The sequence below is a fragment of the Pseudomonas sp. p106 genome (assembly GCF_003936645.1).
GTDB lineage: Bacteria > Pseudomonadota > Gammaproteobacteria > Pseudomonadales > Pseudomonadaceae > Aquipseudomonas > Aquipseudomonas putida_E.
Window position 1 is genome coordinate 16,492 of sequence record NZ_RHQR01000004.1, and the last position, 13,989, is coordinate 30,480.

The following is a 13,989-nucleotide window of genomic DNA, read 5'->3' on the forward strand; positions in this document are numbered from 1 at the left end:
TAGCTCCGGTCATTTGGCGGCGCTGCTGATCCTTGGGGCTGCTGTGCAGCCCGTTCGCGACGCGAGGCCGCTCCTACAAGGCGTTGCGATTGCTGTGCTGTTAGCCCGGATCGCGGAAGTCGGGGTGGAAGTTTGCCGGTACCGCCACGCTGACGCTGTCTCGCGTGGCAATATCGATGCCTTCACTGGCCACCTCGGCAAGGAAGTCGATCTGCTCGGGCGTGATCACGTACGGCGGCAGGAAGTACACCACGCTGCCCAGCGGGCGCAGCAGGGCGCCGCGGGTCAGGGCATGCTCGAACACTTTCAGGCCGCGGCGCTCCTGCCACGGGTAGGCGACCTTGCCCGCCTTGTCCTGGACCATTTCGATCGCCAGGGCCATGCCGGTCTGGCGGATTTCGGCAACATGGGCATGATCGGCCAGGTGCGCAGTGGCGCTGGCCATGCGTGCGGACAACGCCTTGTTGGCCTCGATGACGTTGTCCTGTTCGAAGATGTCCAGGGTCGCCAGGGCCGCCGCGCAGGCCAGCGGGTTGCCGGTGTAGCTGTGCGAATGCAGGAACGCGCGCAGGGTCGGGTAGTCGTCGTAGAACGCCTGGTACACCGTGTCGGTGGTCAGGCACGCGGCCAGCGGCAGGTAGCCGCCGGTCAGCGCCTTGGACAGGCACAGGAAATCGGGGCGGATGCCAGCCTGCTCACAAGCGAACATCGTGCCGGTGCGCCCAAAGCCCACGGCAATCTCGTCGTGGATCAGGTGCACGCCATAGCGGTCGCAAGCCTCGCGCAGCAGCTTGAGGTAGACCGGGTGGTACATGCGCATGCCGCCTGCACCCTGGATCAACGGCTCGATTATTACCGCCGAGAGGGTCTCGTGGTGTTCGGCCAGGGTCTGTTCCATGGCTGCGAACATGTTGCGCGAATGTTCTTCCCAGCCCATGCCCTCGGGGCGCAGGTAGCAATCCGGGCTGGGGACTTTGATAGTATCGAGCAGCAGCGCCTTGTAGGTCTCGGTGAACAGTGGCACATCGCCCACCGACATGGCGGCGATGGTCTCGCCGTGGTAGCTGTTGGTCAGGGTGACGAAGCGCTTTTTTGCCGGCTTGCCGATGTTCTGCCAGTAATGGAAGCTCATTTTCAGCGCCACTTCGATGCACGACGAGCCATTGTCAGCATAGAACACCCGGTCCAGACCGGCAGGCGTCATCGCGACCAGGCGCTCGGACAGCTCGATCACCGGCTGGTGGCTGAAGCCCGCGAGGATCACATGCTCCAGCTGGTCGACCTGGTCCTTGATGCGCTGGTTGATGCGCGGGTTGGCGTGGCCAAACACATTGACCCACCAGCTACTGACCGCATCCAGGTAGCGTTTGCCTTCGAAGTCCTCGAGCCACACGCCTTCCCCGCGCTTGATCGGGATCAGCGCAAGCTGCTCGTGGTCTTTCATCTGGGTGCAGGGGTGCCACAAGACCTTCAGGTCACGCTGCATCCACTGATCATTGAGGCCCATTGGCACTTCTCCTGGCGTTACGGCATGTTTGACCGCGTAAGCCTAAGCAATGCCGGGAGGCAGGACAACCGCTGCGGGTCAATGACGACAGGTGCGGGTCCACTCGAGCTTGCGGATATGCACGGTGCCGGCTCTGGAGGTGGAGATGGTCAGGCGTCGAAACGGCCCGGGGAGGTGCTGGTAGCAGGGTTGAGTGCAGAAATGGCCAGGCATGAACTCGGTGTATCCGCTGCCCGAAAGCGTCAGCCAGTAAAAATTGTGCGGGGTCGGGGCAATCCCGTCCCAATCGAAGCCCTCGGTATCCATGAGCATTGTCACATCTTCGAAATGCTGGTCGCTGACGACGTAGCATTCCAGGCGTAGGCTTTCGACTTCCTGGCTGAAGCTGATTTCCACTTCACTCTGCTCGCCAATCACCAGCTCGGTGCCATCTTCACCTTTGAAGGCTTCATGAACACCGGCCCATGAAGTGCCATTGCTGCGGATACGCAAGCCTGAGGGCGTCAGTAACGTTTGTTTGTGCCACAGGAGCTGCCTTTTGATGTGGGCAAAATGCTCCTCATAGGTCATGCGCAGTTCCTTTTGTCGGTTTTTCCAGTCACCCGGACCAGCGTTGCGCAAGGGCAGCAGGCTCGTCTACTGACAAAAATGCCAGTTGCCAAAAGGACTTGATGGCGCTGTGGTGGCAGGGTCGGCATACCTGACGTATTCTTAACGCATCATCTCGGGGCGTCTTTGCCTCTTCCCATTTCTGTAACGTCAACTCGGAGTTCGCCATCATGGCTGCTGCTTGGGTGCGCCTGTGCGCGTTGGTATTGATCGGTGTGTCCAGCGGCGCCGCGCTGGCAAAGGACAAGGCACCTTCGGCAATCGTGGTGGGTGGCGGCCTGGCAGGCCTGACTGCAGCCTACGAGCTGCAGAGCAAGGGGTGGCAGGTGACCTTGCTGGAAGCCAAGGCGGGCATGGGCGGCCGTTCGGGCCTGGCCACCAGTGAGTGGGTCGGCAACAGCAAGGCTCAGCCGGTGCTCAACCAGTACCTCGAGCGTTTCAAGCTTGAAACACTGCCCGCGCCTGAGTTCGTACGCACTCCCGGGTATCTGATCGACGGTGAGTACTTCAGCGCCAGCGACCTGGCTACCAGGCAGCCGGCTACCGCCCAAGCCCTCAAGCGCTACGAGAAGACCCTCGATGACCTGGCCCGTTCGATCGATGACCCGCTCAAGCCACAGGCGACCAGTACGCTGTTCGCCCTCGACCAGATGAACGTTTCCACCTGGCTCGACAAGCTGCAGTTGCCCAGCACTGCACGGCAGCTGATCAACCAGCAGATCCGTACCCGCTACGATGAACCGTCGCGTCTCTCACTGCTTTACTTCGCCCAGCAGAGCCGTGTCTACCGCGGCGTCAGCGACCGTGACCTGCGTGCCGCCCGCTTGCCTGGTGGCAGCCCGGTACTGGCCCAGGCTTTCGTCAAGCAGCTGAAAACCATCAAGACCAGCTCGCCAGTCACCTCCATCGTCCAGGACCGCAGCGGGGTCACTGTCAAGGTTGGCAGCGCCAGCTACCAGGCCGATTACCTGGTCATGGCCGTACCGCTGCGTGCTCTGGCCAAGATCCAGATCACTCCGGCCCTGGACACCCAGCACGTCGCGGCGCTGAGGGGCACCAACTATGGTTGGCGCGATCAGCTGCTGCTCAAATTCAAGCAGCCAGTCTGGGAAAGCCGCGCGCGCATGTCTGGCGAAATCTTCAGCAACGCAGGCCTTGGCATGCTATGGATCGAGCCAGCACTCAAAGGTGGCGCCAACGTGGTGATCAACCTGTCGGGTGACAACGCCCGTCTGCTACAGGCCTTCGGTGACAAACAGATGGTCGACCAGGTATTGATCCGCCTGCATGCCTTCTATCCAAAGGCCCGTGGCGCGTTCACCGGTTATGAGGTCAAGCGCTACAGCGCCGACGCCGGGACTGGCGGTGCTTACCTGGCTTTTGGCCCCGGACAGATCAGCAAGTACTGGCGCCTGTGGGAGCGCCCGGTGCAACGCATTGCATTTGCCGGTGAGCACACCGACGCGCTGTACCCAGGCACCCTCGAAGGTGCCCTGCGCAGTGGCCAGCGTGCCGCCAGCCAGGTGCAGGACCTGCTGGCCGGCAAGTCGTTCGACCCTGTAAAAGCTGCCCCGGTAGCGGCAACTGCTGGGTCGCAGAAGGACAAAGGTGGGTTCTTCTCCAACATGTTTGGTGGGTCATCCGATAAAGAAGACAACGCCGAAAAGGCACCTGCCAAAGCCGAGCCGGTGAAGGCCGAGGAGGCGCGGGTGGACAAGCCTGGTTTCTTCTCGCGGCTGTTCGGCAGCGCTGGCAAGCCCGAAGCCAAGGCTGCTCCGGCGCCTGTCGAGGCAAAAAAGGCCCCAGCCAAATCGGAGCCTGAAACACAGGCCGTTACCCACTCCCAGGCCAAGGCTGGCTGATGGGTGATCGCCTGGCCCTGTCACCGTCAAGCGGACGGCAGGGCCAGGGCTGACAACCTGGAATTACCCGCTATCGTTAATGTTTCCTTAATAGCCAACTCGGACAATTACTATCGGATTTATCGATAATCCAAAGCAATTTTTTGTGCTTTTATTCGATACGTTACGCGTTAGTCTGTGCATAGCTTTCACGGGGAAACACGGCATCATGCAACTGCGCAATTCACCCTCTCGCTATGGCGTGGTCAGCATCCTCCTGCACTGGGGCGTTGCGCTGGCGGTCTTTGGCCTGTTCGGTCTTGGTCTGTGGATGGTCGGTCTCGATTATTACAGCCCTTGGCGCAAGGCAGGCCCGGACCTGCACAAGAGCATCGGCCTGGTGCTGCTGGCTGTCATGCTTGTGCGTGTGCTGTGGCGCTTCATCAGCCCACCGCCGCCGGCGCCTGCCAGCCACGGGGCATTTACCCGCCTGGCCGCCAGGTTGGGGCATTTGGCGCTGTACACAGGCCTGTTCGCGGTGATGATCGCCGGCTACCTGATCTCTACCGCCGACGGTGTCGGTATTCCGGTATTTGGCTTGTTTGAAGTACCTGCCCTTGTCAGTGACCTGCCTGATCAGGCAGACCTGGCCGGCGTTATTCATTTGTGGCTGGCGTGGGGCCTGGTGATTTTCGCCGCGCTGCATGCCCTGGCTGCCCTGAAGCACCATTACATCGACCGTGACGCGACCCTGGTTCGCATGCTGGGCCGCAAAGCTTGACTCTCAACCTCAATTGCAAGGAACTGAAAGGATGTTGAAAAAGACTTTTGCCGCTCTGGCGCTCGGTACCGCTCTGCTCAGTGCTGGTCAGGCCATGGCCGCCGAGTACAAGATCGACAAGGAAGGCCAGCACGCGTTCGTCGACTGGAAAATCAGCCACCTGGGCTACAGCTTCATTCACGGTACCTTCAAGGACTTCGACGGCAACTTCACTTGGGATAGCGCCAAGCCTGAAGCCAGCAAGATCAGCGTCGACCTGAAAACCGCCAGCCTGTGGTCGAATCACGCCGAGCGCGACAAGCATATCGCCAGCGCTGACTTCCTGGACGTGAAGAAGTACCCGGAAGCGAAATTCGTTTCCACTGCCGTCAAATCGACCGGCGAAAAGACCGCAGACGTGACCGGTGACCTGACACTGCATGGTGTGACCAAGCCTGTGACCTTCAAGGCCACCTTCAACGGTGAGGGCAAGGACCCATGGGGCGGTGAGCGTGCTGGCTTCAACGCTACCACCACGCTGAACCTGAACGACTTCGGTATCAAGGGCCCTGGCGCAACCTCGCAGACCCTGGACCTGGACATCAGCGTCGAAGGTGTGAAGCAGAAGTGATCATTGCCTGAGCAATAAAAACGCCGCCCCATGGGGCGGCGTTTTTATTTGCCGGTAGCGTTAGCCGCCTTTGCGGGTCAGTAACGCAGGCCGCTCACCACGTGGGCGGCTTGGCAGGTCTTCCAGTTGCTCAGGCGTTGGGAAACGGTCGAGCTTGGATTCCTTGCGGATGATCACAGGCTGGTTTTGCGGCTCTCGCGAGCTACGTACTGCCGGCTCCTGACGGGATGCGTCATCACGGCCGGCCGAACGGTTGCGGCCACCACCGTTGCTATCGCGGCGCGCATCACCTCCCTTGTTGTTGCGCGGCGGGCGTTTCTCGCCACTGGCGCTGCGCGGCTGGCCGCCGTTACGCCCTTGGCCACCACCACTGTTGCTGCCACCACTGTTGCTGCGCCCAGGGTTGGCCTGGCCTTGACCAGCGCCGGCATTGGCACCCGGGCGACGGTTGCGGCCCTGGTTCTTGGCATTCTGGTAGGGGCTGACGTAGTCGGCACGGTTACCGAAGTTGTCGATTTCGTCGTCCAGGAATTCATCCGGAGCACGGTCGGCCGGTGCCTTAGGTACAGTGTTCTGGCTGGCTTGCTGTTGGCGCGGCTTCTTGTCACGCGGCTTGCGCGGCTGTTGCTGCTTGTCGGCGGACTTTTCCTTGTCGGCAGGCTTGTCGGCGGCCTGCTGCTTGGCCTTGCCTTTATCCTTGCCCTTGTCCTTGCGGCCGCCACTGCCATCTTTGCCACCGTCACCACGGGCCTGCTGATTGCGGCCGCCGCGACCGTTGTTCTGCGGGCGTTCACGCACCTCAGGCTTCTCGGCCTCCACCTGGCTTGGGTCGAAGCCCATCAGGTCGCCATCGGCGATCTTCTGCCTGGTGACCCGCTCAATGCTCTTGAGCAGTTTTTCTTCGTCCGGCGCGACCAGGGAAATGGCCTCGCCCGAGCGGCCGGCACGGCCGGTGCGGCCGATACGGTGAACGTAGTCTTCTTCGACATTGGGCAGTTCGAAGTTGACCACATGCGGCAGTTGGTCGATGTCCAGGCCACGGGCGGCAATGTCGGTGGCGACCAGTACGCGTACGCTGTTGGCCTTGAAGTCGGCCAGTGCCTTGGTACGAGCGTTCTGGCTCTTGTTGCCGTGGATGGCCGCGGCGCTCAGGCCGTGCTTTTCCAGGTACTCGGCCAGACGGTTGGCACCGTGCTTGGTACGGGTGAATACCAGTACCTGCTCCCAGGCGCCGAGCGTGATCAGGTGCGCCAGCAGCGCGCGCTTGTGGCTGGCGGGCAGGCGGTAGACGCGCTGCTCGATACGCTCGACGGTGGTGTTCGGTGGGGTGACCTCGATGCGCTCAGGGTTGTGCAGGAGCTTGTCGGCCAGGTCGGTGATGTCTTTGGAGAACGTCGCCGAGAACAGCAGGTTCTGCCGTTTGGCCGGCAGGCGGGCGAGGACCTTCTTGACGTCGTGGATGAAGCCCATGTCGAGCATGCGGTCGGCTTCGTCCAGGACCAGGATTTCCACGTGGGCCAGGTCGACGCGGCCTTGCCCTGCCAGGTCGAGCAGACGGCCCGGGCAGGCCACCAGGACGTCGACACCCTTGGCAATGGCCTGGATTTGCGGGTTCATGCCAACGCCGCCGAAAATGCAGGCACTGACCAGCGGCAGGTCGCGAGCGTAAACCTTGAAGCTGTCGTGTACCTGAGCCGCCAGTTCGCGGGTCGGGGTCAGGACCAGCACGCGCGGTTGGCGCGGGCCGTGGCGCTGGGATTTGTCCGGGTGGCCTGCCGGGAACAGGCGCTCAAGGATCGGTAGGGCGAAACCGCCGGTTTTACCAGTACCTGTCTGTGCGGCGACCATCAGGTCGCGGCCTTGCAACACGGCGGGAATCGCCCGCTGTTGCACCGGAGTCGGCTGGGTATAGCCCGCAGCCTCGATAGCGCGGACAAGTGCCTCGGAGAGACCGAGGGAAGCAAAGGACATGGGCAATCCTGTTCTGTGGGGGCTGGGCCCGTAGGGATATTCTGCCTGGCGCGACGGGCATCGGTGAGATGCGATCGCGTCCGGTCCAGCTGGGCTTTCACTGCACATCCGGAAAACGGAGTTAGGACGCAAGGTGCGTCGGTGCCGATCGGGATGCCTGTTGCGAGGCCGAGCGTCCGGGCGTGAGCCGGGCGGGAAGGCCCGAGTATAACAGAGCTATCGCTGTGTGCTGCTTTCCTGCTGCTCAACGGTGTGAGGAAGGTGGTCAGTGCTGCCGATATAGCGTTCGATTATCGCTAGGTAAGCGGGCTCCTGCTTGAAAAGCCGCAGCCCTTCGGTAAACGCCAGCGCCAAGGCATCGCGGCCAGGTTTGCGTGCCAGCCCCAGGTATTGCGCTTGACGGCTGATGACCAGTGGCAGTTCCTCTACCTGTTGCTCCAGGCCGAGTTGGCGGCGCAGGTAGCGCCCGACCAGGCGGTCGGTAACCAGCAAATCGATGCGCCCGAGCACCAGCTTGCCAAAATTGGCTTCGTGGCTTGGCGCCGCTTCACGCCGAAAGCCTGATGCATCGTTGAACTGTGCTCCATAGGCATAGCCCGGTGAGGTGCCGACAGTCAGGTCGGTGAGGTCGCTCAGTCGGGTTATGGCATGGCGACGGCGGCTGGATTGATACAGCACGAACTCGACATCCGACATGGGCTCCAGCGGGTAGACCATGTATGCCTGGCGCGAGTCCACTTTGAAGATGTCCATGACCCCGTCGGCCTGGCCCTGTTCGATCATTGCCAGGCATCGCTTCCAAGGCATGAATTCCCACTCCAGCTCGACACCCAGGCGCCTGAACACCTCAGTGGTAACTTCGTAATCTATGCCCTTGGGCTGGCCGTTGTGCTGGTACACATAAGGCGCCCAGTCATCGGTAACCAGGCGCAGGCGTTCGGCCTGCGCCATGGGGCTCAGGCAGGCGAGCAGCAGGATGCAGAAGAAGCGGACGATGAACGGCATGAGGCGAGATTACGCGCTCGGCTTGGGTAAGGCCAGTTGCAGGCGCTGAGGCAGCACCTTCGCGGGAGTAGTACGCTCAACGCTGTGCGGGCTGCAGCAGATGCGCTTCGATTTCCTTGCGTTGGGCGCCGAGCGAGAGGCGCAGGCATGGGTGGCGCAGGCACTGGCGTAACTGCTCCGGCTCCATCGGGCCATAACGCTCATTGAGATTCTGCAGTGCCTTGTCCCACCAGGCGGGTGCGCAGGCACGGTCAAATTCGTTGGGGTAGGGGTAGCTGCCATACAACAGTTCGCGGGCAAACTGGCGCTCGCGGCTGGGCAGGGTCAGGCTCATGGCCTTGTAACCCAGGCGTTGCAAGGTCGGCGGGCGCGGCAACTGGTCATTCACCAACAGCACGTCGGCCAAGGCGGCGGCGCTAAGTGGCTGGTCTGCGTGCTTGCGCAGCCAGGCCTGTATCTTGGCCCGGAACTGAGCCTTGCGGCTCCAGTAGTGATGGATGACATCGGTGCATTCAGCCAGCGCCAGCTTACGGTAGGCGGCGACCGCCAGGCAGAACTCTTCCAGCGTATAGGCCGTGCGAACCAGTGGATGGAATTCGTCCATCATCGCGATCGAGTGGTCCAGTATCCCCGCATCTTCGGCGGTCAGGCCAATCACCCCGGAGTTGACCATAGGCATCTGGCCGTCTGCCAAGCCCCGCGCCTGGAGGATGTTCTGCAGGTTCTGGTAGAGCAGGCACTGCTGATTTGCGCCGTAGCGCCCGCCGATCGCGTTGCACAGCAGGCTGCCGGCTTTGACCCGCTGGAACAGGTTCAGCGGCGACTTGCGGAAGAATGTGTCGGTGTCGATCAGCACGGCCTGCGAATGCTGCTGGAGGACTTGGCGCAACACGACGTGCTTGCTGCGGAAATGGTAGCCGTGAGGTTCGTTCCAGGCCTTGCGCGTTGCCTCATCGAGCAGATGAACGGTAACCGGCAGCTTGCCGTAGGGCTCGGGGTTGTCGGTGTAGACCTGTATATCCATTGCCTCGCCCGCAGCCGTGCCCAGGTGGGCCAGGGCGCTGACGATGCTGAAGCAGGCCTCCTGATGATAGGTGGCAGGGCCGAAGGCCAGGTAAACCAGTTGAGGGCGCTGGGGTGTGAGATGTTGCATGGCTGGCAAGACCCGTCTGAACCGGAAATGAAATAAGGCCTTAGTCTATGACTAAAGCCTTAAGCATTTCTGAATAGGTTTTTACCAAATGATTTCAGCGAGGCAGCTTCAGGTTGTTCCAGATCGCCAGGCTCGCCTCTGCCTGGTTCAAGGTGTAGAAATGCAGGCCCGGTGCGCCGCCTTGCAGCAGTTGTTCGCACATGCGGGTGATGACTTCTTCACCGAAGGCCTGGATGCTGGCGGTATCGTCGGCATAAGCTTCCAGCTGCTTGCGGATCCAGCGCGGGATTTCGGCGCCGCAAGCGTCGGAGAAGCGCGCCAGCTTGCTGTAGTTGGTGATCGGCATGATGCCGGGCACTACAGGAATGTCCACGCCCAGCTTCTGTGCGCGCTCGACAAAGTAGAAATAGCTGTCGGCGTTGAAGAAGTACTGGGTGATGGCGCTGTCGGCACCGGCCTTGACCTTGTGCACGAAGTTGGCCAGGTCGGTTTCGAAGTTGCGTGCCTGCGGGTGCATTTCCGGATAGGCGGCCACTTCCAGGTGGAAGTGATCAGCGGTTTCCTGGCGGATGAACTCGACCAGGTCGCTGGCATAACGCAGTTCACCACTTGCCATGCCCATGCCCGACGGCAGGTCGCCGCGCAGGGCGACGATGCGCTTGATGCCGGCAGCCTTGTATTGGGCGAGCAGCGCGCGCAACTCGTCCTTGGTGTCGCCGACGCACGACAGGTGCGGGGCGGCAGGCACCTTCACTTCGCTTTCCAGCTGCAGCACGGTGTTCAGCGTGCGGTCGCGGGTGGAGCCACCGGCACCGTAGGTGCAGGAAAAGAAGTCCGGGTTGCAGCCAGCCAGCTGGCGGGCAACACCCATCAGCTTTTCATGACCGGCGTCGGTCTTGGTCGGGAAGAATTCGAAACTGTAGCGGCGTTCTTGTGACATCACTCGTTCCTCAAGCAGCAAGCTTCAAGCGGCAAGCTGCAAGTAAAAGCCAGATCGGTGATGGCCGATCTGGCTTGGCATCGTTCAAGATCGTGGGTGCTGAAGCTGCAAGCGGCAAGGGCACGGTCTGCCTTTTCTTGCCGCTTGCAGCTTCAAGCTTGCCGCTTAGTAGCGGTAGGCGTGCGGCTTGAACGGGCCTTCGACAGTCACGCCGATGTAGTCGGCCTGTTGCTGGGTCAGCTTGGTGACCACGCCGCCGAAGCCGCGGACCATTTCCAGGGCCACTTCTTCGTCGAGCTTCTTGGGCAGTACTTCAACGGTCAGGCGTTCGGCTTTCTTCTCGGCCGAAAGGTCAGCGAACTTCTGCTCGAACAGGAAGATCTGTGCCAGTACCTGGTTGGCGAACGAACCGTCCATGATGCGGCTTGGGTGGCCGGTGGCGTTGCCCAGGTTCACCAGGCGGCCTTCGGCCAGCAGGATCAGGTAGTCATCGTTCTGCGGATCGAAGTCGCCAGCGCCGGTACGGTGGATCTTGTGGACCTGCGGCTTGACCTCTTCCCATGCCCAGTGCTTGCGCATGAAGGCGGTGTCGATCTCGTTGTCGAAGTGGCCGATGTTGCAGACCACGGCGCGCTTCTTCAGGGCCTTGAGCATGTTGGCGTCGCAGACGTTGACGTTACCGGTGGTGGTGACGATCAGGTCGATCTTGCCCAGCAGGGCCTTGTCGATGCTGGCTTCGGTGCCGTCGTTGATACCGTCGATGAACGGCGAGACCAGCTCGAAGCCGTCCATGCACGCCTGCATGGCGCAGATCGGGTCAACTTCGGTGACCTTGACGATCATGCCTTCCTGGCGCAGCGACTGCGCAGAACCCTTGCCCACGTCACCGTAGCCGATCACCAGGGCCTGCTTGCCCGACAGCAGGTGGTCGGTACCACGCTTGATGGCGTCGTTCAGGCTGTGACGGCAGCCGTATTTGTTGTCGTTCTTGCTCTTGGTGACCGAGTCGTTGACGTTGATCGCCGGGACCTTCAGCTCGCCTTTGGCCAGCATGTCCAGCAGGCGATGCACGCCGGTGGTGGTTTCTTCGGTGACACCGTGGACGCGGTCCAGCACGGCCGGGTACTTCTTGTGCAGCAGCTCGGTCAGGTCACCGCCGTCGTCGAGGATCATGTTGGCGTCCCATGGCTGGCCATCCTTGAGGATGGTCTGCTCCAGGCACCACTCGTACTCTTCCTCGGTTTCACCTTTCCAGGCGAACACCGGGATACCGGCGGCAGCGATGGAGGCTGCGGCCTGGTCCTGAGTGGAGAAGATGTTGCAGGACGACCAGCGCACTTCGGCACCCAGGGCAACCAGGGTTTCGATCAGCACGGCAGTCTGGATGGTCATGTGGATGCAGCCCAGAATCTTCGCACCCTTGAGCGGCTGCTCAGCGAGGTACTTGCGACGCAGGCCCATCAGGGCAGGCATTTCCGATTCGGCGATGATGGTTTCGCGACGACCCCAGGCGGCCAGGGAGATGTCTGCGACTTTGAAATCGGTAAAACCTGCAGGCGTGTTTACAGCGCTCATGAGAGCCTCCATTCGTAGTGTGCGAATGGGCGCCGTTGTGCGTTGAGCGTCCGCGGGAGCGGACAACGCCCCATCCGAGCCTGACAGGATGACCCTGCTGCAGCGCCCCTCGGACAGGTGGCGGGCATGGCACCGCGGCGGGTGGCCATGTGAATCGGCGCAGATTATAGCCTTGGCGGGAGTCATCGCCCAAGGTTTTCTGTCGATTAATAGCGACGATAGTCGATGATCAATGGAGCGGCGCCGGCCGCTCTGCCATCATTACCGCACGTTAGCCAAGCAGGTCAGGAGTACAGATGAACTTTCACACCCGCAAATGGGTAAAACCCGAAGACCTCAACCCCAACGGCACACTGTTCGGCGGCAGCCTGTTGCGCTGGATCGACGAAGAGGCGGCGATCTACGCCATCGTCCAACTGGGCAACCAGCGTGTGGTGACCAAGTACATGTCGGAGATCAACTTCGTCAGTGCCTCGCGCCAGGGCGACATCATCGAGCTGGGCATCACCGCAACCGAGTTCGGCCGCACCTCGATCACCCTCAAGTGTGAAGTGCGCAACAAGATCACCCGCAAGAGCATCCTGACTGTCGACAAGATGGTCTTCGTCAACCTGGGCGAGGATGGCCAGCCGGCGGCCCACGGGCGCACCGAGATCAAATATGTTCAGGACCAGTTTCCGGACAGCGCGGTGGAATAACGTGATGGGGCTGCTTCGCAGCCCTTTCGCCGGCAAGACGGCCCTGGGTTTTCACGGTTGTGCGCTGACCTTGCGCACCACCCGCCCGATGCTCAAGCCCTGCACCAGGATCGACGACAGCACCACGATGTAGGTGATCGACAGCAGCAGGTCACGCTCCTCGCCCAATGGCAGCGACAGTGCCAGGGCTACCGAAACGCCACCGCGCAGGCCGCCCCAGGTCAGTACCCGCACGGTGCCTTTGGGCACGCTGCGCCAGCGGCGCAACAGCACGATCGCCGGGGCCACGGTCAGCAGCCGCGACAGCAGCACCGCCAGCGCCAGCACGCTGCCAGCCGCCAGGTGCAGCCAGTTGAACGGCAGCAGCAACAGCTCCAGGCCGATCAGGGCGAAGAGCAGGGCGTTGAGCATGTCGTCGATCAACTCCCAGAAACCGTCCAGGTAGCGACGGGTCATGTCGTTCATCGCCAGGTTGCGCCCCAGGTTGCCGATGATCAGCCCGGCCACGACCATCGCGATCGGTGCCGAGACATGCAGCTCGTAGCACATCGCCGAACCACCGATGACCAGCGCCAGGGTCAGCATGACCTCGACCTGATACTGCTCGACGCTTTTGATCATGCGGTAGGTGGCGTAACCGAGCAGCCCGCCAAACACCGCCCCGCCAATGGCTTCGCGGGCGAACAGGATCGCTGTGTCAGTGATGCTTGGCGTTTCACCCAGTTGAATGATGCCCAGCAGGACGGTGAACACCACCACGGCGGTGCCGTCGTTGAACAGTGACTCGCCGACGATGGTGGTCTTCAGCGGCTTGGAGGCGTTGGCGGTCCGCAGGGCCCCCAGCACAGCGATCGGGTCGGTGGGCGAGATCAGTGCACCGAACAGCAGGCAGTAGATCAGCGGCACCTGCCAGCCGAACAGCGCAAAGACCCAGTGCGACAGAAAACCGATCACCACGGTGGCGATCAGCACGCCGAGCGTTGCCAGCAGCCCGATCGGCCAGCGGTAGCTGCGCAGATCGGTGAGGTTGACGTGCAGTGCGCCGGCGAACAGCAGAAACGCCAGCATCCAGTGCATCAACAGGTCATTGAAGTCGATCTGGTTCATCAGCCCTTCGACGCGTTCTTCAAGGCCCGGGAAGCCGATCAGGCTAAGCCCCTGCAGCATCAGCGAGAACAGCAGTGCCGTGACCATCACGCCGATGGCAGGTGGCAGGCCGATAAAGCGGTAATTGACGTAGGTGAGGAGTGTTGTGAGGCAGATAAACGCAGCAACTAATTCAAGCATCCCAAATCCTGT

General features: G+C 61.6%; 12 protein-coding genes and 1 riboswitch. Of the genes, 4 read left to right on the forward strand and 8 right to left on the reverse strand.

The genetic code is table 11. From position 1 onward, the window contains the following. Positions 1 to 100 precede the first annotated feature (100 nt). On the reverse strand, positions 101 to 1,507 hold the full coding sequence (locus tag EGJ09_RS06350) for an adenosylmethionine--8-amino-7-oxononanoate transaminase (RefSeq protein WP_125923466.1): 1,407 nt from the start codon (positions 1,505 to 1,507) through the stop codon (positions 101 to 103). 78 nt (positions 1,508 to 1,585) lie between these two features. Further along, positions 1,586 to 2,077 carry a hypothetical protein gene (locus tag EGJ09_RS06355; protein ID WP_115273422.1) on the reverse strand — a complete coding sequence of 164 codons (492 nt, stop codon included), beginning with the start codon at positions 2,075 to 2,077 and terminating at the stop codon, positions 1,586 to 1,588. A 209-nt stretch (positions 2,078 to 2,286) separates the two neighbouring features. Here EGJ09_RS06355 and EGJ09_RS06360 point away from each other — a divergent pair, with 209 nt between their 5' ends. The 3 genes from EGJ09_RS06360 (at position 2,287) to EGJ09_RS06370 (ending at position 5,348) form a co-directional block, all read left to right on the forward strand. Further along, positions 2,287 to 3,978: a flavin monoamine oxidase family protein gene (locus EGJ09_RS06360; RefSeq protein ID WP_125923467.1), complete on the forward strand. Its 1,692-nt coding sequence runs from the start codon at positions 2,287 to 2,289 to the stop codon at positions 3,976 to 3,978. A 208-nt stretch (positions 3,979 to 4,186) separates the two neighbouring features. Further along, positions 4,187 to 4,738, forward strand: coding sequence for a cytochrome b (locus EGJ09_RS06365; protein ID WP_046785034.1), 552 nt, complete (start codon positions 4,187 to 4,189; stop codon positions 4,736 to 4,738). 31 nt (positions 4,739 to 4,769) lie between these two features. Further along, entirely contained in the window at positions 4,770 to 5,348 is a 579-nt protein-coding gene (locus EGJ09_RS06370; RefSeq protein WP_012312426.1) for a YceI family protein, read from the forward strand. Between the two features lie 60 nt (positions 5,349 to 5,408). Here EGJ09_RS06370 and EGJ09_RS06375 read toward each other — a convergent pair whose 3' ends face one another. From EGJ09_RS06375 to ahcY, 5 genes are all read right to left on the reverse strand, one after another. After that, positions 5,409 to 7,319 carry a DEAD/DEAH box helicase gene (locus tag EGJ09_RS06375; protein WP_046785035.1) on the reverse strand — a complete coding sequence of 637 codons (1,911 nt, stop codon included), beginning with the start codon at positions 7,317 to 7,319 and terminating at the stop codon, positions 5,409 to 5,411. 216 nt (positions 7,320 to 7,535) lie between these two features. Continuing rightward, positions 7,536 to 8,324 carry an ABC transporter substrate-binding protein gene (locus EGJ09_RS06380; protein WP_119688159.1) on the reverse strand — a complete coding sequence of 263 codons (789 nt, stop codon included), beginning with the start codon at positions 8,322 to 8,324 and terminating at the stop codon, positions 7,536 to 7,538. Between the two features lie 76 nt (positions 8,325 to 8,400). Continuing rightward, positions 8,401 to 9,477: a hypothetical protein gene (locus EGJ09_RS06385; RefSeq protein WP_125923468.1), complete on the reverse strand. Its 1,077-nt coding sequence runs from the start codon at positions 9,475 to 9,477 to the stop codon at positions 8,401 to 8,403. Positions 9,478 to 9,571: 94 nt separating this feature from the next. Next, complete coding sequence (gene metF / locus EGJ09_RS06390) at positions 9,572 to 10,417, reverse strand: methylenetetrahydrofolate reductase [NAD(P)H] (RefSeq protein ID WP_115273425.1); 846 nt, start codon at positions 10,415 to 10,417, stop codon at positions 9,572 to 9,574. Between the two features lie 165 nt (positions 10,418 to 10,582). Continuing rightward, on the reverse strand, positions 10,583 to 11,992 hold the full coding sequence (gene ahcY, locus EGJ09_RS06395; protein ID WP_046785039.1) for an adenosylhomocysteinase: 1,410 nt from the start codon (positions 11,990 to 11,992) through the stop codon (positions 10,583 to 10,585). A gap of 20 nt (positions 11,993 to 12,012) precedes the next feature. Further along, positions 12,013 to 12,109, reverse strand: a riboswitch (S-adenosyl-L-homocysteine riboswitch). A 179-nt stretch (positions 12,110 to 12,288) separates the two neighbouring features. Here ahcY and EGJ09_RS06400 point away from each other — a divergent pair. Then, on the forward strand, positions 12,289 to 12,690 hold the full coding sequence (locus EGJ09_RS06400; protein ID WP_012312432.1) for an acyl-CoA thioesterase: 402 nt from the start codon (positions 12,289 to 12,291) through the stop codon (positions 12,688 to 12,690). Between the two features lie 51 nt (positions 12,691 to 12,741). On the opposite strand, the gene EGJ09_RS06405 is transcribed toward EGJ09_RS06400, so the two are convergent. Beyond that, positions 12,742 to 13,977, reverse strand: a complete 1,236-nt coding sequence (locus tag EGJ09_RS06405; RefSeq protein ID WP_115273426.1) for a sodium:proton antiporter — start codon at positions 13,975 to 13,977, stop codon at positions 12,742 to 12,744. Between the last annotated feature and the right edge of the window lie 12 nt (positions 13,978 to 13,989).